A 21258-nucleotide genomic window follows, 5' to 3' on the forward strand; every position below is an offset into this window, starting at 1 on the left:
TCCATCGGATGCCGCCCGTCAGAAGAGGAAGTAGCGCTGGGCCATGGGCAGCTCGGCCGCCGGGGTCGCCTCGACCAGTTCGCCGTCGATGTGCACGGCGAAGCTGTCGGGATCGACCTGGACGCGCGGCCGGGCGTCGTTCTCCCGCATGTCCGCCTTGGTCACCGAACGGGTGGACTCGATGGCGACGAACCTCTTGCCCAGCTGGAGCCGCTCCGGCAGCCCGTCCTCGATCGCGAGCGGTGCCACGAAGTTGAAGGAGTTCGAGGCCGGGGCGCGCCCGATCGCCCCGTACATCGGGCGCGGAAGGATCGGCTGCGGGGTCGGGATGGACGCGTTCGCATCACCCATCTGGGCGTACGCGATCTGGCCCCCCTTGAGGACGAGGTGCGGTTTGACACCGAAGAACGCCGGCTCCCACAGGACGAGGTCGGCGAGCTTGCCCGTCTCGACGGACCCGATCTCCCTGGCCAGCCCCTGCGCGAGCGCCGGGTTGATCGTGTACTTGGCGACATAGCGCCGTACGCGATGGTTGTCGGCGCGCCCGTCGCCCGGCAGGGCGCCCCGTCGCCGCTTCATCACATGGGCCGTCTGCCAGGTCCGCAGGATCACCTCGCCGACCCGGCCCATGGCCTGGGCGTCGGAGGAGATGATCGAGATGGCCCCGAGGTCGTGCAGTATGTCCTCCGCGCCGATGGTGGACGGCCGGATCCGCGACTCGGCGAAGGCCAGGTCCTCGGGGACCGCCGGGTTGAGGTGGTGGCACACCATGAGCATGTCGAGGTGTTCCTCGGCGGTGTTCACCGTGTACGGCCGGGTCGGGTTGGTGGAGCTGGGCAGGACGTGCGGCTCGGAGACCACCGTCATGATGTCCGGCGCGTGCCCGCCGCCCGCACCCTCGGTGTGGTAGGCGTGGATGCCGCGCCCGGCGATCGCGGCGAGCGTGTCGCCCACGAACCCGGCCTCGTTCAGGGTGTCCGTGTGGATGGCGACCTGGATGCCGGTGCGCTCCGCGACGGTCAGGGAGGCGTCGATGACGGCCGGGGTCGAGCCCCAGTCCTCGTGCAGCTTCAGGCCCAGCGCGCCGCCCCGGATCTGGGAGAGCATCGCCTCCTGCGAGACGGTGTTGCCCTTGCCGAGGAAGCCGATGTTGAGCGGGTACTGCTCCATCGCCTCCAGCATGCGGGCGAGGTGCCAGGGCCCCGGGGTCACGGTGGTGGCCTTGGAGCCCTCGGCGGGTCCGGTGCCGCCGCCGACCAGGGTGGTCACGCCCGCCGCGAGCGCCTCGTCGGCGATCTGCGGGCAGATGAAGTGGACGTGCGCGTCGACCGCGCCGGCGGTCAGGATCCGTCCGTTGCCCGCGATGACCTCGGTCTCCGGACCGAGCACCAGGTCGGGGTGGACGCCGTCCATGGTGTCGGGGTTGCCCGCCTTGCCGAGCGCGGTGATCCGCCCGTCGCGGATGCCGACGTCGGCCTTGACGATCCCCCAGTGGTCGACGACGACAGCGCCGGTGATGACGGTGTCCGGGGTGCCGTCTGCGCGCGTAGCACGCGACTGGCCCATGGACTCCCGGATGACCTTGCCGCCCCCGAAGACCGCCTCGTCACCGGCGAGCCCGGGGCCGCCCGAGCGGTCCTCCTCGATCTCGATCAGCAGATCGGTGTCGGCGAGGCGGATGCGGTCGCCGGTGGTCGGGCCGAACAGGTCGGCGTACGCGGCTCGCGAGATCTCAGGCATCGAGGGCACCTCCGGTCTCCCCGCGCAGTCCGGGCACCACCCGGGCACCGGCCAGCGGGACGAGTTCCACCGCGACGGGGATGCCGGGCTCGAAGCGCACGGCGGTGCCGGCCGCGACGTTCAGCCGCAGGCCACGTGCGGCGGCGCGGTCGAAGTCCAGGCCGGGGTTGGCCTCGGCGAAGTGGTAGTGGGAACCGACCTGGACGGGCCGGTCGGCGGCGTTGAGGACGGTGAGCCGGGTGACCTCGCGGCCCTCGTTGCAGATGATCGGGTCCTCGGCGAAGAGGATCTCTCCGGGAATCATGGCGGCCTCCCCCGTCAGACGATCGGGTCGTGGACGGTGACGAGCTTGGTGCCGTCGGGGAAGGTGGCCTCGACCTGGACGTCGTGGATCATCTCGGGGATGCCCTCCATGACGTCGTCCCGGGTGAGCAGCTTGCGCCCGGACGCCATCAGCTCGGCGACGGTACGGCCGTCTCGCGCACCCTCGAGGATGTGCGCGGTGATGAGGGCGACGGCCTCGGGGTGGTTGAGCTTCAGTCCGCGGGCCCGGCGTTTCTCGGCGACGTCGGCCGCGACATGGATCAGCAGCCTCTCCTGCTCGTGCGGGGTCAGTTGCACGTCCCACCTCACATCCTCGCTCCGGACCGTGCGGGGCCCGGTTGCCGCAGCCACGAGGAAAAGCCCTGGTGGCGTGGAGGGGCAGGCTAGTTGGGGCGCATTTCGAGCAAGTTAACCGAGCGGTGCCCCGCCCGGGACGTCCGGCCCCGGCTCCGGCACGCTCATGAGGGCGCGCAGCCCGTCGCCCAGCACCTCCACGGGCGCCGGTCCGAACAGGGACTGCCGGGCGATCAAGCCCAGGGCGGACGCGATCATCGTGCGGGCCACATGGTCCGGGTCCACGTCCGCGCGCATCGTCCCGGCGGCCTGGTACGCCTCGACGATCCGCACCCAGGCCGCGCGCACCGAGCCGTAGCCCTCGCGCAGAACGGCCGAGAGTTCCTCGTTGCGCAGCCGAAGGATTCCGGCCCTCACGGGCTGAGGTTCACGGGCGCTCGAACCCTTTCGGGCTGTCACCCCTCCGGCGTGTCCCGCCGCGACACAGGTGTTGCTCAGGTTGGCGCACGCTTGGTTATCGCTGTGCGTCGGCTTGATCGTACTGTTTGGCTCGGGTTGCGCCGAATCGCCCTCGCGGTTCATCGGTGGAAGCCGTTGCGGGCGAAGCAGACCGCGGCGCCGTCGAGGATATGTCGGCAGTGGGCGTCGAAGCGGGCCGGGAAGCCATGTCCGCCACCCGGCGCCTGATCGCCGTCGTCCTGCTCGTCCCGACCCTCGCCGCCGTCGCGCTGTGGGCCTTCGCCTGGCCCGCCGCGCGCACCGCGCCCCGCGATCTGCCGCTCGGTGTGGCGGGCCCGGCCGTCGCGACGGCCCAGGTGGAGAAGGAACTCGCCCGGCACGAGGGCGCCTTCGAGATCCACCGCTACCGGGACGAGGCCGCCGCCCGCGCCGCCGTCGAGGACCGGACCGTATACGGCGCGGTGGTCGTCGCCGCCCAGGGTCCCGAGCTGCTGACCGCCTCGGCCGCGAGCCCCGTCGTGGCCCAGCTGCTCCAGCAGGCGGTGGCCCGGCAGGCCGCAGCGGGGGGCACCCAAGTGACGACGGTGGACGTGGTGCCGGCCCCGTCGACCGACCCGCGCGGCGCCGCCCTGAACGCGAGTGTGCTGTCCCTGGCGCTGGCCGGTACGGCCGTCCCGGTCGGGCTGGTCGCGGCGGCCGTGGCGGACAGCTGGCTGGGCGTGCTGAGCGGCGACTGGTGGGCGGAGGCCTCGGTGTTCGGGCTGCCGACGCTCGCGGTGGCCGCGGCGGTGGCCGGCTGCGCGGCCCTGGTCGGCCCGGCGGGTATCGGCGCCGTGTCGTTCCTGGTGATGTTCCTCGGGAACCCGTTCTCCGGGGCGGCCTCGGCCCCGCGGATGCTGCCCGAGCCGGTCGGGACGATCGGCCAGTGGCTGCCGCCGGGCGCGGGCACCACCCTGCTGCGCTCGGTGTCGTTCTTCGACGGCGCGGCGGCGGCCGGCCCCGCCCTCACCCTGGCGGGATGGGCCGCCTTCGGTCTCGGCGCGGTGGTGCCGGGTGGTGCGCGGCCTTCGCCGTGTCTACGACGGGTTCGGCCCCCGGTGTTCCGCGGCCGCCCCGCCCCGGTGCTCCGCCGCGATGCCGAACCGGTGCCGTTCGCGGGGAGCGGAACCGACCTCGTGCACGGCGGCGACCGAGCTGATCACCTGCTCCTCCTCGGGCCGGTCCAGTTCGTCGAGTCGCTCCAGGTCGGCGGCGGAGACCAGGGCGACGAGGGGCTTGCCGTGCCGTGTCACGACGACGCGCTCACCGCCGTACACCACCCGGTTGATCAGGTCGGCGAGTTCAGCCCTGGCTTGCGTCACCGGAATCTCGTAGGCCATGACCCCATTCTAACGTCACGTACGTCCTGTACATTTTTTACAGATGCGCCAGACGCCGAAGGAGGGGTTCCCGATGACCCGACCGTCCGCCCGCCATGTCCTGCCCGAGTTCACCGAACGCACGAGCTCCGGGTACCGCACGATGGATCCGTACTCGAAGCTGCTGGAGGAGCGGATCGTCTTCCTCGGGACGCCGGTCGACGACATCGCGGCGAACGACGTGATGGCCCAGTTCATGTACCTGGAGCACAAGGACCCGGACCGGGACATCGCGCTGTACATCAACTCCCCCGGCGGTTCGTTCAGTGCGATGACCGCGCTCTACGACACCCTCCGGTACGTCACGTGCGACGTGGAGACGACCTGCCTGGGCCAGGCCGGCTCCTCGGCGGCGGTGTTGCTGGCGGCGGGCACCCCCGGCAAGCGGTTCGCGCTGCCGGGCGCCCGGGTGGTGATCCGGCAGCCGGCGCTGCCCGAACCCATCGAGGGACAGGCCGGCGACCTGGCGATCCAGGCCGAGGAGCTGGCCCGCACCCGGGACCTGCTGGAGGAGATGCTCGTACGGCACACCGGGCGCGCCCCCGAACAGGTGACCGAGGACATCGAGCGGGACCTGATCCTGACCGCGGCTCAGGCCGTGGAGTACGGCCTGGTGGACGGGGTCGTCCCGAGCCGTCGTGACATCGCCGGGGCCAGGTGAGCCGCGATGGTTCCCGACCTGCCGCCGCTGCCCGCGCTCACCCGCGCCGAGGCCGAGCTGATCGACCGATATCTGGACGTGGTGGATCTGCTCGGGCGGATCAATCCCGCGCGCGACGGTGACACCTACCGGGGCCTGCGGGCCGCCCAGGCGCTGGTGGCGAGGGCGGCGGAGCTGCGCGACGCGCTGACGCTGATGCACCAGCGGGGCGAGAGCGAACTGCACGCGCCGACCCTCGCGCGGGCGCTGCGCGTCCTGGACGGGGAGCGCCGCACGGCGCGCGTCACGGTCCCTCCGCTCTCCGACAGTTGACCGACCGCCGTCCGACCCGCCGCGCCGTCGTCGCGGCCGCGACGTCCGGGCCGGACTTGAAACGCACCAGACGGGTTACCCCCGTTCGGCGTAGCTGGGGCTCCCCTTGCGAGCGAGCGCATTGTGCCGAAGGCGCCGTTTCACGGGGCGCCACAAGGGGTAGCGGCGCAGGTCGGGAGGCCTTTTGCGGTCTTGACACCTGATAACCCATCAGGGTGTTCACCCGAACAGGTGAATGGTGAGTAACCCCACAAATAGCCGCTTCCATTGGGTATTTCGGTCAACGGTGAGTCAAGATCCGTGTCTGACGACAAGTCCCCGCCACAAGCGGCGGGGCGGTCCGGGCGGACGCCGAGTCCTGCCGCTGCCCGGATTGACCCGTCGACAGGAGTGCATCGGCAGGAGTGGAGGACCCAAGCACGACGGGTCGCCGGAACGGTCACGCCATGACCGGGCCGAGCAGCCCTTGGGGTGAAGCCGCGTCAGCGGCCGGGCACCTTTGTCAGCCCGAATCCGACAGGTCACCCTTCACAGGCGGTTGACGAAGGGTTGCGCATGACTGCGCTCAATCGTGTCCCGTCGCTCATGGCCCGGGCCGGTACGGCCTCCGCGTTCGCCATCGCCGCCGTGGGCGGCTCGATCGTGATCCCCGGGGTGGCCGCCGACGCGGCGGCCGCCACGCCGGCGACGAAGGCGCTCCAGGTCGCGGCGTCCAAGAAGGGTGCACCGTACAAGTACGGGGCCGCCGGACCGAAGAGGTTCGACTGCTCAGGTCTCACGATGTACTCGTTCAAGAAGGCGGGCAAGACCCTGCCGCGCACGGCGGCGCAGCAGTACAACAAGACGCGCCACATCTCGTCCTCCAGCCGTAAGGCCGGCGACCTGGTGTTCTTCCACTCGGGGTCGAACGTGTACCACGTCGGGATCTACGCCGGGCACGGCAAGATCTGGCACTCGCCGAAGACCGGTAGCGTGGTGAGGCTGGAGAAGATCTGGACCAAGAGCGTCTGGTACGGCCGGGTCCGCTAGGCCCCGGTCCCGGCAGAGCACCGCTTCCCGGGGTGGTGGTGGCGTCCCCTGACGCGCTCTCACCGCCCCGGGAGCTCGCCCGGCCGCGGGATCGCCGCGGCGCGTACCGTCGGCTCCGCCGGGACGGTCCACGGCAGCTCGACCGTGACCGTCTTGCCGCCCTCCCGCGTGGGGCGGACCCTGAGCTTGCCGCCGCGCTCGGCGGTCAGCCAGCGAATGATCACCATGCCTCGGCCGTTGTCCTGCTGGACGGCGGCCGGCAGTCGTTGGGGGAAGCGCGGGTGGCTGTCGGTGACGCCGATGCGCAGCCGCTCGTCGCGGTCGAGCACCAGGCCCACCGTGAAGGTGGGGGACTGGCCGAAGGTGTGCTGCACGGCGTTGGTGGCGAGTTCGGAGACGATCAGCCGGATGGTGTCGGCCGCCTCCGAGTCCGCGGGCAGTCCCCATTCGCCGAGCGTGTCGGCCACGAAGCCGCGGGCCGTGGAGACCGAGGCGGCTTCGCTCGGCAGAGTGACGGATGCTTCCAGATGGTCTGCCATGGCGACCTCGTCCCTTTCCCACGGGACCGGAGTCCGACACGCTGCGGATGGTTCGAGTACGGTCCCGGACTGGTGCTTCTTCGCCAGACTGCCATCAGCGCGCCCGTCACGGGTGGCGATCCACCAAGATATGCATATATCTGTCGCCCAATGCGGTGAACTCTGCCACGGCGGAGCGTTTTTGGACGGCCCATAAGGAGTAAGGAGGAGCCCATGCAACACGGTCCCGCGGTGCGCCGCCGGAAGCTGGGCGCCGAACTGCGCAGTCTGCGCGCCCGGGCGGGGCTCACCAGCGGCGAGGCGGCCCGGCTCGTCGGCTGGCACCAGTCCAAGGTGAGCCGTATCGAGACCGGCACCAGCGGCACGAAACCAGCCGATGTGCGGTTACTTCTCGACGTCTACGGCGTGACCGATCCGCATCTGCGGGAGCTGATGACGGCGTTGGCCGGCTCGGAGGAGAGCGGCGGCCGCGACCACTGGTGGCACGCCTACCGCGGGGTCCTGCCGGCCGCCTACCGGGACTTCATCAGCCTGGAGTCGCAGGCCGGCGCGATGCGCACCCTGGAGACGACGGTGGTCCCGGGGCTGCTCCAGACGGCCGAGTACGCCCGCGCGGTGACCCGGGCCGCGGTGGAGGGCGCGGACGAGGACCAGTTGGACACGCTGGTGGAGGTGCGGATCGCCCGCCAGGACGTGCTGCGCCGGCAACCGCCGCTCCGGCTGAGCGCGGTGCTGGACGAGGCGGTGCTGCGGCGGGAGGTGGGCGGCCCCGAGGTGATGGAGCGCCAGCTCGTCCGGCTGATGGAGGCGGCGCGACTTCCCCAAGTGCGTTTGCAGGTACTGCCGTTCGCGGCCGGCGCCCATATCGGTGTCACCGGGCCTTTCGTCATCTTCTCATTTTCGAGCGCCCCTGATCTGGATGTTGTTGTTCTCGACCACTTGACGAGTAGCCTCTACCTCGAACGGAAAGAAGACCTCGAGGCCTACACCGAGGCCTTCAACGCCCTTCGGGCACATGCCCTTTCGCCCGGGGAATCACTGGAATACATCGCCGCGACAGCTGACGGCGCGTAGGGAGGCACCATGTCTGCACTGCCTCGGAACGTACCTCGCAGCACCGATCCCCACGCTCTCCCCCAGATGCGGTGGCTGCGCAGCAGCTACAGCACGGGGGCGAACAACTGCGTGGAGACGGCCCGGCCGGCCCTGGGGCCCTTCGCCGGACTGCTCGCCGTACGCGACTCCAAGGATCCGGAGGGTCCCGCCCTGCTCTTCTCCCCCGAGAGCTGGTCGGGTTTCACCGCCGCGTTCCACTGATCAGCAGGGGCGACCCACGGCCGTGTCACGCCGACTCATGGTCGTGTCTCCCCGATGACCCGTACAGCGCGATCCAGCTCGGCCCCGGAGAGGTCGGCGCGGGCGGTCAGCCTCAGGCGTGAGATGCCGTCGGGCACGGAGGGAGGACGGAAGCAGCCCACGGCGAGCCCTGCCGACCGGCAGTCCGCCGCCCACTGCACGGCCTCCTCCGGGGAGGGCGCACGCACGGAGACGACCGCGGCGTCCGGACGTACCGCTTCCAGGCCCGCGGCCGTCAGCCGGCCGTGCAGTTCCGAAGCCACCTCACGCGCGCGTGCGGCGCGCTCGGGCTCCCGGCGCAGCAGCCGGAGCGCCGCGAGGGCCGCACCCGCCGCCGCGGGGGCGAGGCCCGTGTCGAAGATGAAGGTGCGGGCCGCGTTGACCAGATGGTCGATCACCCGCGCGGGCCCCAGCACGGCCCCGCCCTGACTGCCGAGGGACTTCGACAGCGTCACCGTCACGACGACGTCCTCGGCGCCGGCCAGCCCGACCGCGTACGGGGCGCCCCGGCCGCCGTTCCCGAGGACGCCGAGGCCGTGCGCGTCGTCCACCACCAGACCGGCACCGTGCTCCCGGCAGGCGGCGGCCAGCCCGGCCAGCGGGGCCGCGTCGCCGTCGACCGAGAAGACCGTGTCGGAGACGGCCACCGCCGGGCCGTCGTGCGTACCGAGCGCCTTCCGTACGGCGTCGGGGTCCGCGTGCGCGACCACCTGGGTGGTCCCCCGGGCCAGTCGGCAGCCGTCGATCAGCGAGGCGTGGTTGCCCGCGTCGGAGACGATCAGCGAGCCGTGCGGGGCCAGCGCGGTGACCGCGGCGAGGTTCGCGGCGTACCCGGAGGAGAAGACGAGGGCCGCTTCGAAGCCGCAGAACTCCGCCAGCTCCCGCTCCAGCTCGGTGTGCAGTTCGGTGGTACCGGTGACCAGCCGGGAGCCGGTCGATCCGCCGCCCCAGGTCCGCGCGGCCGCCGCGGCGCCCTCCGCGACCTCCGGGTGCCGGGACAGGCCCAGGTAGTCGTTGCTCGCGAGATCGAGCAGCGGCGAGTCGGCCGGACGGGGCCGCAGCGTCCGGACGAGTCCGGCCCGGCGGCGCGCCCGCGCCTGTTCGTCGATCCAGCCGAACGCCATGGCTCCTCCGGGGCTTTTGTAGGTAGCGGACAGACCCTAGCGTCACGGACCGCTACCCACGGTGTGGCAATACCCACACGTCGATCCGGGTGTGTTGTGTGATCCCTACCTTGGCCCCGGGCGGTCCCGTAGGACAGGATCGGCTCTCATGGACCTGCTGAACACGCTGGTGGACAAGGGGCTTCGGCGCGAGCTGCCGACCCGCGAGGAGGCGCTCGCCGTCCTCGCCACTTCCGACGACGACGTGCTGGACGTGGTGGCCGCGGCCGGGAAGGTGCGCCGGCACTGGTTCGGCCGGCGGGTGAAACTCAACTATCTCGTCAACCTCAAGTCGGGCCTGTGCCCCGAGGACTGCTCGTACTGCTCCCAGCGGCTCGGCTCCACGACCGGCATCCTGAAGTACTCCTGGCTCAAGCCCGACGAGGCGTCCAGGGCCGCGGCGGCCGGGCTCGCCGGCGGGGCCAAGCGGGTCTGCCTGGTGGCGTCCGGGCGCGGTCCGACCGACCGTGACGTGGACCGGGTCTCCGAGACCATCAGGGCGATCAAGGACCAGAACGAGGGCGTCGAGGTGTGCGCCTGTCTGGGGCTGCTCTCCGACGGCCAGGCCGAGCGGCTGCGCGAGGCGGGCGCGGACGCCTACAACCACAACCTGAACACCTCCGAGGCGACCTACGGGGACATCACCACCACCCACACCTACGCCGACCGGGTGGACACCGTCTCCAAGGCGCACGCGGCGGGTCTGTCGGCCTGCTCCGGGCTGATCGCCGGCATGGGCGAGAGCGACGAGGACCTGGTCGACGTGGTCTTCTCGCTGCGCGAGCTGGACCCGGACTCGGTGCCGGTCAACTTCCTCATCCCGGTCGAGGGCACCCCCCTGGGCAAGGAGTGGAACCTCACCCCGCAGCGCTGTCTGCGGATCCTGGCGATGGTCCGGTTCGTCTGCCCGGACGTCGAGGTGCGGATCGCGGGCGGCCGTGAGGTCCATCTGCGCACCCAGCAGCCGCTCGCACTGCACCTGGCCAACTCGATCTTCCTCGGCGACTACCTCACCACCGAGGGCCAGGCCGGCAAGGCCGACCTGGAGATGATCGCGGACGCCGGCTTCGAGGTGGAGGGCGCGGGCGAGATCACCCTGCCGGAGCACCGCGCGACGACGGCCGGCGGCGGCTGCGGCTCGCACGCCGAGGCGGGCTGCGGGTCCCACGCGGAGGCGGGCTGCGGTTCCGTCTGCGGGTCGCACGAGGGCGGCTCGGTGTGCGGTACGGCTGCTGCCGCCGCCCCGGCCGGTGAGCCCCGTACGGACCTGGTCGCCGTACGCCGCCGGGGCGCCGGTACCGACCTCGCGCCCAATGCCTGAGCTGCCCGCACCGCCCGTCGCCGAGCTGCTGGAACTGGACCGGCGGCACGTCTGGCATCCGTACGGTCCGATGCCCGGCCGCGTGGACCCGCTCGTCGTGGAGTCGGCGAGCGGGGTGCGGCTGCGCCTCGCGGACGGCTCGGGCGAGCTGGTGGACGGCATGTCGTCGTGGTGGTCGGCGATCCACGGCTACCGCCACCCGGTGCTCGACGAGGCGGCGCGCGAGCAGCTGGGCCGGATGAGCCACGTCATGTTCGGCGGGCTCACGCACGAACCCGCCGTCCGGCTGGCGAAGCTCCTTGTCGACATGTCTCCCGACGGCCTCGAGCACGTCTTCCTCGCCGACTCCGGTTCGGTGTCGGTCGAGGTCGCGGTGAAGATGTGCCTCCAGTACTGGCGTTCGCTCGGCCGCCCCGCCAAGCAGCGCCTGCTGACCTGGCGCGGCGGCTACCACGGCGACACCTGGCAGCCGATGTCGGTGTGCGACCCCGAGGGCGGGATGCACGAGCTGTGGACCGGGGTGCTGCCCCGTCAGGTCTTCGTGGACCCGCCGCCGGCCGAGTACGAGGAGGCGTACGCCGATCGGTTGCGCGCCGCGATCGCACGGCACGCGGACGAACTGGCCGCGGTGATCGTGGAGCCGGTGGTGCAGGGCGCGGGCGGGATGCGCTTCCACTCCCCCGCGTATCTGCGGGTGCTGCGCGAGGCGTGCGACGCGCACGACGTGCTGCTGGTGTTCGACGAGATCGCGACCGGGTTCGGGCGCACGGGCGCGCTGTTCGCGGCGGACCACGCGGCGGTGACCCCGGACGTGATGTGCGTGGGCAAGGCGCTGACCGGCGGCTATCTGACCATGGCGGCGACGCTGTGCACCTCCCGGGTGGCCGACGGGATCTCCCGGGGCGAGGTGCCGGTGCTCGCCCACGGCCCGACGTTCATGGGCAACCCGCTCGCCGCGTCCGTCGCCTGTGCCTCGATCGGGCTGCTCCTCGGGCAGGACTGGCTCGCGGAGGTCAAGCGCATCGAGACGGGACTGCGGGACGGCCTGGCGGAGGCCGCCGGGCTCCCCGGGGTGCGGGACGTGCGGGTCCTCGGCGCCATCGGGGTCGTCCAGCTGGACCGTCCGGTGGACATGAAGGCCGCCACCGCGGCGGCCGTGCGGGAGGGCGTCTGGCTGCGGCCGTTCCGCGACCTGGTCTACACGATGCCGCCGTACGTCACCGGCGACGCCGACGTGGCACGGATCGCGCGCGCGGTGTGCGCCGCGGCGCGGGAGGGATGAGCATGCCGATCGTGGTGATCACGGGGACGGGCACGGAGGTCGGCAAGACCGTCACCACGGCGGCCGTCGCCGCCTCCGCGCTCGCGGCGGGCCGCACGGTGGCCGTCCTGAAGGCCGCGCAGACGGGTGTACGGCCCGACGAGCGCGGGGACGCCGACGAGGTCGCGCGGCTCGCGGGCCAGGTCACGACGGCCGAGTGCGCGCGCTATCCCGAACCGCTCGCCCCGGCGACCGCGGCCCGGCGGGCGGGACTGCCCCCGGTGCGGCCGTACGACGTGGTGGAGGCGGCGCAGAAGCTGGCCGCGGAGCACGATCTGGTGCTGGTCGAGGGGGCGGGCGGGCTGCTCGTCCGGTTCGACGAGGCGGGCGGGACGCTGGCCGACGTGGCCCAGGCGCTGCGGGCGCCGGTACTGGTGGTGGCCTCGGCGGGCCTGGGCACCCTGAACACCACGGAACTGACGGCCCGTGAACTGCGCGCACGGGGCGTGGAGCTGCTGGGCGTGGTGATCGGCGGCTGGCCCGAAACCCCGGACCTGGCGATGCGCTGCAACGTCACGGACCTGCCGGACGTGGCCGGGGCCCCGCTGCTGGGCGCGCTGCCGATGGGCGTGGGCGCCCTGTCACCGACCGACTTCCGCACAGCGGCACCGACCTGGCTGGCCGCCCGCCTGGACGGGACCTGGGAGGCGACGACCTTCCGAGAGGCGCCGGCGGAGACGCCCTGAAGGGGCGCGGGGAACTGCGCGACCAGCCCCCACGCACCCGCGGACAAGGAACGGGCCCACCCTCATTCGACCTCCGAGAGCAACCGCACCAGCTCGATACGGGAGCGAATCCCCAGCCGGGTGAAGACCCCGCGCAGATGATGGTCGATGGTGCGCGGACTGAGCGCGAGCCGCGCGGCGATCTCCCGGTTGGTGGCACCCTCGGCGGCCATCCGGGCGACCAGGAGCTGCTGGGCGGTCAGCCGGACGGTGGGCGGCTCAGTGCCCCGGGGCGGGGTGGCCGGCGCCCCGAGCGCGCGCAACTCCGCGCGGGCCGCCTCGGCGCAGTGCGGGGCGCCGAAGGAGTCGAAGGCCTCGCGGGCGCTGTGCAGCCGGTCGCGGGCCTCCGCGCGGCGGCGCAGCCGGCGCAGGGCGCTGCCGAACAGCAGTTCCGTGCGGGCGCGTTCGAAGGCGCGGGTGCCGTCGGCGTGCAGTTCGAGGGCCGTGCGGTAGTGGTCGAGGGCTTCGGCGCCGGGGGTGAGCAGGGCCCGGCAGCGGGCGCTGAGGGCGAGGTCGTCGGGGCTGCGGACGGCGCGGGCCCAGCGGTCGTAGTCGGCGTGGGCGGCGCGGGCGATCCGGGTGTCGCCCGCGCGGACGGCGGCCTCGACGTAGTGCGGGGTGGCCAGATGACGGACGGCCCGGTGGCCGTGGCCCGGGCCGAAGGCGGCGAGGGCGCGCAGCCGGGCGGCGGCGGCGCCGTAGCGTCCGAAGCCGAGGTCGAGGAAGGCGAGCGCCCACTGGGCGAGGGCGGCGGGCAGGCCGAGGCCGTGGGCCATGGCGTAGGAGCGGGCCGCCGCGGCCCGCTCGCGGCACAGGTCGCCGTCGCCGGTGAGCGCGGCGAACATCGCGAGGGCGGCCTGGAGATGGCAGGCGCCGTTGTCCTGTCCGGTGGCGTACGACTGTCGTAGGGCGTCCAGCGCGGCGGCCTCGGCGGCGCGCGGGCGGCCGGTCCAGAAGTCGGCGTAGGCGCGGAACTCCATCGCCTGGGAGACGGTCGCGGTCAGGCCCCGGGCCCGGGCGGCGGCGGCCGCGCGGACGGTGGCGGTGGCGGCGCGGGTGTGGTCGCCGAGCATCAGGGCGGCGATGCCGGCGTGCAGGAGCCGGCTGGGGTCGCCGCCCGGCCCGCACCGGCCGGCGGTCGCCTCCAGCAGGTCGCGGGCGTCCTCGTAGCGTCCGTCGACGGCGGCGGCGAGGGCCGGGAGCACCCCCGGCGCCCGGACCCCGAGCCGCCGCGCGGCGACCACGGCGTCCCGACATCGCCGCAGGTCACCGGTGTAGATGGCGGCTTCGGTGGCGCGGGCGAGGAGCTGGACGGATTCGGTGGCCAGGGCGGCCCCGGCGACCAGCGCGTCGAACGCCTCCCCCGCCTGGCCGGTGCGCAGCGCGAGGACGCCGGTGAGGGCGTCGGTGTGGGTGCGGGCGGCGAGGGTGCGGGCGTGGTCGGCGTCGCCGGAGTGCCAGGCGTCGGCCGCCGCGCGGGCGAGGAGGCGGGACTGTTCGCGGGGGTCGGTGCCGAGCGCGGCGGCGCGTTCGGTGAGGGCGGCGGCGAGGGCGGGGTCGGCGGCCCGGCGGGCCCGGTCGGCGGCGGCCGTCAGCTCGGCCGCGAGCCGCCCGCTGGGGCCGAGCGCGGCCGCGCCCCGGTGCCAGGAGCGGCGGGGCAGTTCGGTGTCGTCGTGCAGGACGCGGGCGAGCAGCCGGTGGGCCTCGCGGCGGTCGGCGGGGGTGGCCGTCTCGTAGGCGGCGATCCGGGTCCAGGCGTCGCGGAAGCCGACCCCGCCCGCCGTGGCATGGGCGATCCCGGCGCTCTCGGCGGCTTCCAGCGGGCGGGTGTCGAGGCGGGCGGCGGCCACGGCGCGCAGGAAGGCGTGGGTGGCGACCGGGTACTGGTCGGCGGCGGCCAGGAGCAGCAGCAGCCGGGTGTCCTCGGGCAGGGCGCGGATCTCCCGGCGGTAGTCGTGCAGCAGGCCGGGGGCGAGGTCGGCGGGATCGGTGGGCAGGGGGTCCAGGCCGGCCGCCTGACGGTCGGTGAGCCGCGCCGCGAGTTCGGCGGCGGCGCGCTGATCGCCGTACACCAGTCGCAGCACGCGCACCCGGACGCCCTCGGGGAGGGACATGACCGGGCGTCGCCACGGGGCCGGGGGCGGAAGCGGTGGCGAAGTGCCGTCCAGACGTGGGGGGTTTACAGGAGTCACCACACAACTGACGTTACTGGCGGGTTACTTGAACAGTAAAGACCGGCGATTTCACCGATGCGGCGCGCGTAGACCCGACCGGACACTCCTGGCAACCCCACCCGTTTCAGGAGGCATCATGCAGCGCTCCAGGCGTCGCATCGCCACGGTCCTTACGGCCGTGGTCTCTTCGCTCCTTCTGTCACTGTCGCTCTCCGCCCCCACCGCCCAGGCGGCGACCCACCATCCGATCGTGTTCGTACACGGTCTCAGCAGCGACTCCAGCAGCTGGGACGACTGGGTCGCCGACTTCAAGGCCGACGGCTACACGGCCACCGAGCTGGACGCGGCCTCGTACAGCTGGACCAAGTCGAACGTCACCATCGCCTCGCAGGTGGCCACCCAGGTCAAGAACGTGCTGGCGAGAACCGGCGCCGACAAGGTCGACGTGGTCGTCCACTCCATGGGCGCGCTCAGCGCCCGCTACTACCTCAAGAACCTCGGCGGGACCGCCTACGTGGACGACTTCGTCTCCGTCGCGGGCGTCAACCACGGTACGTCGGTCGCCTCCTGGTGCAGCTGGCTGTACACCTCGTGCGCCGAGATGGTCACCGGCAGCTCGTTCCTCACCGCGCTCAACTCCGGTGACGAGACGCCGGGCAGCGTGAGCTACGCGACGTACTGGTCGAACTGCGACGCGGCCATCGACCCCGACTCCTCGGCGCTGCTGAGCGGGGCCACCAACGTCGGCGTCGGGTGCGTCTCGCACAACGACATGAACAACGACTACGGCATCTACGAGCAGGTGCGCGACTTCATCCAGTGACCCTGGGTGATCCGGTGGCCCCTGTGTGAACGACCGCGTGAAGGACAGCGGGGGTGCGACGGCTCCCTGCGGGGGAGAATCCGGGTAGGCCCGTCCTGCCCGGGAGGTCGTCATGCCGATACGGTCCGCCGGCTCCGGCCGGGTGCCCGGTGACCCCGTCCACCACCCGCTGTTCGCCCGCTGCTACGCCGCGTTCGGTTCGGCGGCGGAGACCCGGGCCGGTCTCGCCGGTGTGCGGGAGCGGCTGCTCGCCGGGCTCTCCGGCCGGGTCATCGAGATCGGCGCGGGCAACGGACTGAACTTCGCGCACTATCCGGCGGCCGTCTCGGAGGTCGTCGCGATCGAACCGGAGCGCCGGATGCGGACCCTGGCGCTGGAGGCGGCGCTGCGCGCCGGGGTGCCGGTGGACGTGGTGCCCGGTGTGGCGGAGGCGCTGCCGGTCAAGAGCGAGGCGTTCGACGCGGCGGTGGTCTCGCTGGTGCTGTGCAGTGTGCGGGACGTGCCGCGCGCGCTGGCCGAGCTGCGGCGTGTACTGCGGCCGGGCGGCGAACTGCGGTTCCTCGAACACGGCCCCGGTGGCGGCCGGCCGATGCGGGCCGCCCAGCGCGCCCTGGACCGCACGGTCTGGCCGTCCCTCGCGGGTGGCTGCCATCTGACCCGGGACACGGTCGGCGCGCTGCGCGAGGCCGGGTTCGAACTCGGCCCCTACCGACGGATGTTGCTGCCGGAGAAGGGGCCGAGGTTCCCCTTCTCCTACGCCGTGCTCGGCAGGGCCCGCAGGCCCTAGTCGCGGGCAGCCCTCACGCGCTCCACTCGCGCAGTTCCTGCGCGATGTCGGCGACCGACGCCTCACCCGTCTTGACCAGGCGGGCCAGATCCCGCACCTGTTCGGGTGAGGTGGCCACCTTCAGACCGCTGGCGACGAGGTAGGCGTAGGCGACCGCGCAGGCGAACAGCGCGTTGGAGCGCTCCAGCGCCGGGACGTGGATGAGGAGCTGGAGCAGTGCGGCCGCGCGGGCCGGCGGGTCGGTGTACACGGGGACGTCGAATATCTCGGCCTGATGGCGTGCCACGGCGGCGATCAGGGCGCCCCAGTCGGTGACCTGGGGGTCGCCCGGGGTCTGCTGCTCGGCGAGCATGAGGAGCCAGGCGAGATCGATACGGAGATCGCTCAAGGGATCAGCGGTGGCCTTCCGGCACGGTGCCCTCACGGTCCGCGCCGAATTCCTCGGCGAAGACGTTCTCGTACTGCTTCATGAAGTCGGCGGCGGCCTCCACGAAGGTGTGGCCCACCTCTCCGGCGTCCTGTCTGACCAGTTCCTCGATATAGCGGTTGACGCTCATGCCGCGCGCCGTGGCGCGCTCGCGGGCGGCCTGGGCCGTGCCCTCGTCGACGCGGACGTTCAGCTGGGTCTTCGCCATGCCTACGACGCTAGCGCGAGGGTGCTAGCAGCGGCAAGGGCGCGCCGGAACCGAAAAGAGATACCGACTGTGCGCCGGGTCACACTAGTCTCGGCACGTCGACGCGAGCGAGGAGGCAGTCTTGTCCACAGCGGCCTTGTCCACCCCCGACGGGATCGCGGCCCGTGCCCACGGCCTGACCAAGGCGTACGGCTCCGGCGAGACGACGGTGCTGGCCCTGGACTCCGTGGACGTGAGCATCGCGCGGGGCCGGTTCACCGCGGTCATGGGGCCCTCGGGGTCCGGGAAGTCCACGCTGATGCACTGTCTGGCCGGGCTCGACACCGTCTCGGCGGGTCAGGTCTGGCTCGGCGACACGGAGATCACGGGGCTGAAGGAGCGCGAGCTGACCCGGCTCCGGCGGGACCGGATCGGGTTCATGTTCCAGTCGTTCAACCTGATCCCGACGCTGAACGCGGCCGAGAACATCACGCTGCCCATGGACATCGCGGGCCGCAAACCCGACGAGAAGTGGCTGGACCAGGTCGTCGACGCGCTCGGGCTGCGGGAGCGGCTGGGGCACCGGCCGTCCCAGCTCTCCGGCGGTCAGCAGCAGCGGGTGGCCTGCGCCCGGGCGCTGGTCTCCCGGCCCGAGCTGATCTTCGCGGACGAACCGACCGGCAATCTGGACTCGCGGGCCGGTCTGGAGGTCCTCGCGTTCCTGCGCCAGGCGGTGGACGAGCTCGGCCAGACGGTCGTCATGGTCACCCACGACCCGAGCGCCGCCGCCCACTCCGATCTGGTCCTCTTCCTGGCGGACGGCCGGATAGTGGACGAGATGGAGCGGCCTACGGCCGATGCGGTACTCGAACGCATGAAACGGTTCGACGTCGGCCGGGCCTCCGTCGCCGACGGCGCTCCCGAGGAGGACTGACCCGGTGCTGAAGGCGACCCTCAGGAGTTTCCTGGCGCACAAGGGACGGCTGCTGCTGTCGGCCCTCGCCGTCGTGCTGTCCGTGGCGTTCGTCGCGGGCAGTCTGATCTTCTCGGACACGGTGACCCGCACCTTCGACCGGCTGTTCGCCTCCACCGCGGCGGATGTGACCGTGGAGCCGAAGGACGACCTGAACTCCAATGTGCCGAGCGGCGCGGTGCAGACGGTTCCGGCCACCCTCGCCGGCCGGGTCGCGCGGGTCGACGGGGTCGCCTCCGCGCACGCGGACGTCAGCGTCGAGAACATCACCGTGGTCGACCGCGACCACAAGTCCGTCGGCCCCACCACCGGCGCCCCCACCATCGCCACCGACTGGTACGTCACCCACCGCAGCCCCGTGAAGCTGACCTCCGGCCACGCCCCGCAGGGCGCCGGCCAGGCCATGCTGGACGCCGACACCGCCGACAAGAAGCATGTGAAGATCGGCGACACGCTCACCGTGATGGCCCAGCCGGGCTCCTTCGACGTCGAGATCGTCGGCATCGCCACCTTCACCACCACCAACCCGGGCGCGGCCCTGGTCTTCCTCGACCCCGCGGTCGCCGCGACGGAGCTGCTGGGCTCGGCGGGCAAGGCCACCAGCATCTCGGTCGACGCGGCGCCGGGCGTCTCCGACGCCGTGCTCAAGGACCGTGTCTCGGCCGCGCTGGGCTCGGGGCCGTACGACGTGAAGACCGCCGACGAGCAGGCCAAGTCCTCGGCCGCGTCGCTGGGCGGCTTCCTCGACGTGATCAAGTACGTGATGCTCGGGTTCGCCGGCATCGCCGTCCTGGTCGGTGTGTTCCTGATCGTCAACACGTTCTCGATGCTGATCGCCCAGCGCACCCGTGAGCTGGGCCTGCTGCGCGCGCTCGGCGCCGACCGCCGTCAGGTCCGGCGCTCGGTACTGACCGAGGCGGTGCTGCTGGGGCTCGTGGGCTCCACCCTGGGCCTCGCGGCCGGCATCGGTCTGGCGGCCGGGCTGATCAAACTGATGAGCGCGTTCGGCATGAACCTCAAGACCACGGAGATGGTCGTCGGCTGGGGGACCCCGGTGGCGGCGTACGTCGTCGGCGTGGGCGTCACCTTCGTGGCCGCCTACCTCCCGGCCCGGCGCGCCGCCACGGTCTCGCCCATGGCGGCCCTCGCGGACGCGGACATCGCCGGCGTGGGCCGGCCGCTGAAGGTGCGCGCGATCGTCGGGGCGGTCGTCGGGGCGCTGGGCGCGGCCGCGCTGCTGGGCTGTGTGACCGCCTCGAAGACCGCGTCCGCGGCCTCCTTCCTGGGCCTCGGCGTGGTCCTGACGCTGATCGCCACCGTGATCGCGGGACCGCTGCTGGTCCGGCCGGTGATCCGCGTCCTCGGCGGCGCCTTCCCGGCCCTGTTCGGCCCGGTCGGGCGGATGAGCCAGCGCAACGCCCTGCGCAACCCCCGCCGTACGGGAGCCACCGCCGCCGCGCTGATGGTGGGCCTGGCCCTGGTCGGCGGCATGTCGGTGGCGAGCGCCTCGATGTCGAAGTCGTTCGACGAGCAGATCGACAGAACGCTCGGCGCGGACTTCGTGATCCAGAACGCCAACTTCACCCCCTTCTCCCAGGAGGTGACGGACGCGGTCCGCGCCACCGACGGCGTCGGCCTCGTCGTACGGCAGCGGTTCGCGCCCCTCGCCGTACGGCTGCCGGACGGCAAGCGGGTCGAGACGACGGCCTCCGGGTACGGCGACCGGCTCGACGACGTCGCCCATGTCACGTACGCCCAGGGCGACTCGGCGGCGGCGCTGGCGGACGGCGCGATCGGCATGGACGTGGACTTCGCCAAGGATCACGGGGTGAAGCTGGGCAGTGTGCTCCCGGTGGAGTTCCCCGGCGACCGCACGACCTCGCTCAAGGTGGGCGCGCTCACCGACCAGGACGCCTCCGAGGGGTTCGGCATGGAGGGCGGGCTGTTCCTCGGGATGGGGACCGTCGAGAAGTACGTGCCCGACGGCCAGGACTCCGCGCTGTACGTGAACGCGGCGCCCGGCACCGGTCCCGAGCAGCTGCGCCCCCGGCTGGAGAAGACACTCGACGCGTATCCGCAGGTCCAGGTGCGCGACCAGGCCGACTACAAGAAGCTGGTCCACGACCAGATCGCCGTCCTGCTGTACCTCGTGTACGCCCTGCTCGGCCTCGCGATCGTCATCGCGGTGCTGGGCGTGGTCAACACCCTGGCGCTGTCGGTGGTGGAGCGGACCCGGGAGATCGGACTGCTGCGCGCGATCGGTCTGGGACGGCGTCAGCTCCGGCGGATGATCCGGCTCGAGTCGGTGGTGATCGCGGTGTTCGGCGCGGTCCTGGGCCTGGCGCTGGGCCTGGTGTGGGGCGTCTGCATACAGCAGGTCCTCGCCCTCCAGGGCATGAAGGCCCTCGCCGTCCCCTGGGGCACGATCGTCGCGGTCGTCATCGGCTCGGCGGTGGTCGGCGTCGTAGCCGCCCTGCTGCCCGCACTGCGGGCCTCCCGGATGAACGTACTGGCGGCCATCGCACACGAGTGAGGGGTGCTGCGCCGGAGCCGGGCCGGGGGTCGACCTGCCCTCACCGCCCCGGGGCAGGTGCTGCCGCCGGCCAGGGCCCCGGACGACGTACCGGAGCGCGCCCCGGGCGCCGAGAGCCCTCACGCCGGGCGCGCCTCCTTCACGTGACGGTCCGGATCGTGGAATTCCCCGCCCGGCCCTCGCCCCCGTGATGGGATCGCCGCATGTCTGATCTGCGCATACGGGCCGCGACGTCCGACGACCTGGACACCGTTCTCGCCTTCTGGAAGACCGCCGCCGAGGGGACGAGCATCAGCGACGACCGCGCCGGCGTCGAGCGGCTGGTCGCCCGGGACCCGGAGGCGCTGCTCCTGGCCGAGCAGGGCGGTGAGCTGGTGGGCACGGTGATCGCCGGGTTCGACGGGTGGCGGTGCCATCTGTACCGGCTGGCGGTGCACCCGGAGCGGCGCCGTCAGGGCATCGGCTCGGCACTGCTCGCCGCCGCCGAGGAGAGGTTCGTACGGCTCGGCGGGCGGCGCGGGGACGCGATGGTGCTCAACCGGAACGAGAGGGCGCATCATGCGTGGCGCGCGGCGGGGTACGCGCCGGAGGAGAAGTGGCGGCGCTGGGTGAAGCCGCTCGTCGGCTGACCGACTCCCCGGCCGACAACCCCCGACCGGGGGCACTTTGCTGATCCTTTACCATTGGGGGGC

The 21258-nt window shown here is 72.6% G+C and carries 23 protein-coding genes, 1 pseudogene and 1 riboswitch; of the genes and pseudogenes, 14 read left to right on the forward strand and 10 right to left on the reverse strand.

From position 1 onward, the window contains the following. Positions 1–18: 18 nt before the first annotated feature. The 4 genes from AQJ64_RS11275 to AQJ64_RS11290 all read right to left on the reverse strand — a co-directional run bounded on the left by AQJ64_RS11275 (position 19) and on the right by AQJ64_RS11290 (position 2775). The gene (locus AQJ64_RS11275; RefSeq protein WP_055633916.1) at positions 19–1740 is read right to left on the reverse strand and encodes an urease subunit alpha; all 1722 of its coding nucleotides are present in this window, start codon (positions 1738–1740) and stop codon (positions 19–21) included. Then, positions 1733–2044: an urease subunit beta gene (locus tag AQJ64_RS11280; protein WP_055633915.1), complete on the reverse strand. Its 312-nt coding sequence runs from the start codon at positions 2042–2044 to the stop codon at positions 1733–1735. The genes AQJ64_RS11275 and AQJ64_RS11280 overlap by 8 nt, the downstream gene beginning before the upstream one ends. A gap of 14 nt (positions 2045–2058) precedes the next feature. Further along, positions 2059–2361, reverse strand: a complete 303-nt coding sequence (locus AQJ64_RS11285) for an urease subunit gamma (protein WP_048819736.1) — start codon at positions 2359–2361, stop codon at positions 2059–2061. Positions 2362–2472: 111 nt separating this feature from the next. Further along, on the reverse strand, positions 2473–2775 hold the full coding sequence (locus tag AQJ64_RS11290; protein WP_398683823.1) for a TetR family transcriptional regulator C-terminal domain-containing protein: 303 nt from the start codon (positions 2773–2775) through the stop codon (positions 2473–2475). 248 nt (positions 2776–3023) lie between these two features. Here AQJ64_RS11290 and AQJ64_RS50685 point away from each other — a divergent pair. Then, a pseudogene (locus tag AQJ64_RS50685) lies at positions 3024–3887 on the forward strand (ABC transporter permease); the annotation flags it as partial. 6 nt (positions 3888–3893) lie between these two features. Here AQJ64_RS50685 and AQJ64_RS11305 read toward each other — a convergent pair. Further along, on the reverse strand, positions 3894–4196 hold the full coding sequence (locus tag AQJ64_RS11305) for a type II toxin-antitoxin system Phd/YefM family antitoxin (protein WP_055633912.1): 303 nt from the start codon (positions 4194–4196) through the stop codon (positions 3894–3896). 73 nt (positions 4197–4269) lie between these two features. On the opposite strand from AQJ64_RS11305, the gene AQJ64_RS11310 reads away from it, so the two are divergent. The 3 genes from AQJ64_RS11310 to AQJ64_RS11320 all read left to right on the forward strand — a co-directional run bounded on the left by AQJ64_RS11310 (position 4270) and on the right by AQJ64_RS11320 (position 6237). After that, positions 4270–4896 carry an ATP-dependent Clp protease proteolytic subunit gene (locus AQJ64_RS11310; protein ID WP_055633911.1) on the forward strand — a complete coding sequence of 209 codons (627 nt, stop codon included), beginning with the start codon at positions 4270–4272 and terminating at the stop codon, positions 4894–4896. Between the two features lie 6 nt (positions 4897–4902). Further along, positions 4903–5208 (forward strand): hypothetical protein, encoded by a 306-nt coding sequence (locus AQJ64_RS11315; RefSeq protein ID WP_055633910.1) that lies wholly within the window; start codon positions 4903–4905, stop codon positions 5206–5208. Between the two features lie 372 nt (positions 5209–5580). Then, positions 5581–5760, forward strand: a riboswitch (cyclic di-AMP (ydaO/yuaA leader). Between the two features lie 3 nt (positions 5761–5763). Continuing rightward, a complete protein-coding gene (locus AQJ64_RS11320) occupies positions 5764–6237 on the forward strand; it encodes a C40 family peptidase (protein ID WP_055633909.1) in 474 nt (157 codons plus the stop codon). A 59-nt stretch (positions 6238–6296) separates the two neighbouring features. Here AQJ64_RS11320 and AQJ64_RS11325 read toward each other — a convergent pair whose 3' ends face one another. After that, positions 6297–6776, reverse strand: coding sequence for an ATP-binding protein (locus AQJ64_RS11325; RefSeq protein ID WP_055633908.1), 480 nt, complete (start codon positions 6774–6776; stop codon positions 6297–6299). Positions 6777–6989: 213 nt separating this feature from the next. On the opposite strand from AQJ64_RS11325, the gene AQJ64_RS11330 reads away from it, so the two are divergent. Both AQJ64_RS11330 and AQJ64_RS11335 read left to right on the forward strand, forming a co-directional pair. Further along, positions 6990–7850 (forward strand): helix-turn-helix domain-containing protein, encoded by an 861-nt coding sequence (locus tag AQJ64_RS11330; protein WP_055633907.1) that lies wholly within the window; start codon positions 6990–6992, stop codon positions 7848–7850. Positions 7851–7859: 9 nt separating this feature from the next. Next, entirely contained in the window at positions 7860–8093 is a 234-nt protein-coding gene (locus tag AQJ64_RS11335) for a DUF397 domain-containing protein (protein ID WP_055633906.1), read from the forward strand. A 35-nt stretch (positions 8094–8128) separates the two neighbouring features. On the opposite strand, the gene AQJ64_RS11340 is transcribed toward AQJ64_RS11335, so the two are convergent. Continuing rightward, positions 8129–9256: an 8-amino-7-oxononanoate synthase gene (locus AQJ64_RS11340; protein ID WP_055633905.1), complete on the reverse strand. Its 1128-nt coding sequence runs from the start codon at positions 9254–9256 to the stop codon at positions 8129–8131. Positions 9257–9404: 148 nt separating this feature from the next. On the opposite strand from AQJ64_RS11340, the gene bioB reads away from it, so the two are divergent. The 3 genes from bioB to bioD are packed head-to-tail and all read left to right on the forward strand — an operon-like array spanning position 9405 to position 12623. Continuing rightward, a complete protein-coding gene (bioB, locus tag AQJ64_RS11345) occupies positions 9405–10616 on the forward strand; it encodes a biotin synthase BioB (protein WP_055633904.1) in 1212 nt (403 codons plus the stop codon). Next, a complete protein-coding gene (locus AQJ64_RS11350) occupies positions 10609–11898 on the forward strand; it encodes an adenosylmethionine--8-amino-7-oxononanoate transaminase (protein ID WP_055633903.1) in 1290 nt (429 codons plus the stop codon). Before bioB ends, AQJ64_RS11350 begins: the two co-directional genes overlap by 8 nt. 2 nt (positions 11899–11900) lie before the next feature. Next, entirely contained in the window at positions 11901–12623 is a 723-nt protein-coding gene (gene bioD / locus AQJ64_RS11355) for a dethiobiotin synthase (RefSeq protein WP_055633902.1), read from the forward strand. 62 nt (positions 12624–12685) lie between these two features. Here the strand turns inward: bioD and AQJ64_RS11360 are convergent, their stop codons facing one another. Continuing rightward, a complete protein-coding gene (locus AQJ64_RS11360; protein ID WP_059202594.1) occupies positions 12686–14776 on the reverse strand; it encodes a helix-turn-helix transcriptional regulator in 2091 nt (696 codons plus the stop codon). 196 nt (positions 14777–14972) lie between these two features. Between AQJ64_RS11360 and AQJ64_RS11365 the strand changes: the two genes are divergently transcribed. Both AQJ64_RS11365 and AQJ64_RS11370 read left to right on the forward strand, forming a co-directional pair. Further along, positions 14973–15659 carry an esterase/lipase family protein gene (locus tag AQJ64_RS11365; RefSeq protein ID WP_055636088.1) on the forward strand — a complete coding sequence of 229 codons (687 nt, stop codon included), beginning with the start codon at positions 14973–14975 and terminating at the stop codon, positions 15657–15659. A 112-nt stretch (positions 15660–15771) separates the two neighbouring features. Then, complete coding sequence (locus AQJ64_RS11370; protein WP_055636089.1) at positions 15772–16446, forward strand: class I SAM-dependent methyltransferase; 675 nt, start codon at positions 15772–15774, stop codon at positions 16444–16446. Positions 16447–16459: 13 nt separating this feature from the next. On the opposite strand, the gene AQJ64_RS11375 is transcribed toward AQJ64_RS11370, so the two are convergent. Next, the gene (locus AQJ64_RS11375; protein WP_055636090.1) at positions 16460–16834 is read right to left on the reverse strand and encodes a hypothetical protein; all 375 of its coding nucleotides are present in this window, start codon (positions 16832–16834) and stop codon (positions 16460–16462) included. 4 nt (positions 16835–16838) lie between these two features. Further along, complete coding sequence (locus AQJ64_RS11380; RefSeq protein ID WP_055636091.1) at positions 16839–17081, reverse strand: hypothetical protein; 243 nt, start codon at positions 17079–17081, stop codon at positions 16839–16841. A 121-nt stretch (positions 17082–17202) separates the two neighbouring features. On the opposite strand from AQJ64_RS11380, the gene AQJ64_RS11385 reads away from it, so the two are divergent. The 3 genes from AQJ64_RS11385 to AQJ64_RS11395 all read left to right on the forward strand — a co-directional run bounded on the left by AQJ64_RS11385 (position 17203) and on the right by AQJ64_RS11395 (position 21195). After that, a complete protein-coding gene (locus AQJ64_RS11385; RefSeq protein ID WP_055636092.1) occupies positions 17203–17994 on the forward strand; it encodes an ABC transporter ATP-binding protein in 792 nt (263 codons plus the stop codon). 4 nt (positions 17995–17998) lie between these two features. After that, on the forward strand, positions 17999–20566 hold the full coding sequence (locus tag AQJ64_RS11390; protein ID WP_055636093.1) for an ABC transporter permease: 2568 nt from the start codon (positions 17999–18001) through the stop codon (positions 20564–20566). A 203-nt stretch (positions 20567–20769) separates the two neighbouring features. Then, positions 20770–21195, forward strand: a complete 426-nt coding sequence (locus AQJ64_RS11395; protein ID WP_055636094.1) for a GNAT family N-acetyltransferase — start codon at positions 20770–20772, stop codon at positions 21193–21195. Positions 21196–21258 lie beyond the last annotated feature (63 nt).

Origin of the sequence: Streptomyces griseoruber, from assembly GCF_001514205.1 — a bacterium.
Taxonomy (GTDB): Bacteria; Actinomycetota; Actinomycetes; order Streptomycetales; family Streptomycetaceae; genus Streptomyces; species Streptomyces griseoruber.

Bases quoted from the DNA above. Each gene is read 5' to 3' on its own strand.
- AQJ64_RS11275 (WP_055633916.1), bottom strand. From the start codon at position 1,740: ATGCCTGAGATCTCGCGAGCCGCGTACGCCGACCTGTTCGGCCCGACC.
- AQJ64_RS11280 (WP_055633915.1), bottom strand. From the start codon at position 2,044: ATGATTCCCGGAGAGATCCTCTTCGCCGAGGACCCGATCATCTGCAAC.
- AQJ64_RS11305 (WP_055633912.1), bottom strand. From the start codon at position 4,196: ATGGCCTACGAGATTCCGGTGACGCAAGCCAGGGCTGAACTCGCCGAC.
- AQJ64_RS11310 (WP_055633911.1), top strand. From the start codon at position 4,270: ATGACCCGACCGTCCGCCCGCCATGTCCTGCCCGAGTTCACCGAACGC.
- AQJ64_RS11315 (WP_055633910.1), top strand. From the start codon at position 4,903: ATGGTTCCCGACCTGCCGCCGCTGCCCGCGCTCACCCGCGCCGAGGCC.
- AQJ64_RS11320 (WP_055633909.1), top strand. From the start codon at position 5,764: ATGACTGCGCTCAATCGTGTCCCGTCGCTCATGGCCCGGGCCGGTACG.
- AQJ64_RS11325 (WP_055633908.1), bottom strand. From the start codon at position 6,776: ATGGCAGACCATCTGGAAGCATCCGTCACTCTGCCGAGCGAAGCCGCC.
- AQJ64_RS11330 (WP_055633907.1), top strand. From the start codon at position 6,990: ATGCAACACGGTCCCGCGGTGCGCCGCCGGAAGCTGGGCGCCGAACTG.
- AQJ64_RS11335 (WP_055633906.1), top strand. From the start codon at position 7,860: ATGTCTGCACTGCCTCGGAACGTACCTCGCAGCACCGATCCCCACGCT.
- AQJ64_RS11340 (WP_055633905.1), bottom strand. From the start codon at position 9,256: ATGGCGTTCGGCTGGATCGACGAACAGGCGCGGGCGCGCCGCCGGGCC.
- bioB (WP_055633904.1), top strand. From the start codon at position 9,405: ATGGACCTGCTGAACACGCTGGTGGACAAGGGGCTTCGGCGCGAGCTG.
- AQJ64_RS11350 (WP_055633903.1), top strand. From the start codon at position 10,609: ATGCCTGAGCTGCCCGCACCGCCCGTCGCCGAGCTGCTGGAACTGGAC.
- bioD (WP_055633902.1), top strand. From the start codon at position 11,901: ATGCCGATCGTGGTGATCACGGGGACGGGCACGGAGGTCGGCAAGACC.
- AQJ64_RS11360 (WP_059202594.1), bottom strand. From the start codon at position 14,776: ATGTCCCTCCCCGAGGGCGTCCGGGTGCGCGTGCTGCGACTGGTGTAC.
- AQJ64_RS11365 (WP_055636088.1), top strand. From the start codon at position 14,973: ATGCAGCGCTCCAGGCGTCGCATCGCCACGGTCCTTACGGCCGTGGTC.
- AQJ64_RS11370 (WP_055636089.1), top strand. From the start codon at position 15,772: ATGCCGATACGGTCCGCCGGCTCCGGCCGGGTGCCCGGTGACCCCGTC.
- AQJ64_RS11380 (WP_055636091.1), bottom strand. From the start codon at position 17,081: ATGGCGAAGACCCAGCTGAACGTCCGCGTCGACGAGGGCACGGCCCAG.
- AQJ64_RS11395 (WP_055636094.1), top strand. From the start codon at position 20,770: ATGTCTGATCTGCGCATACGGGCCGCGACGTCCGACGACCTGGACACC.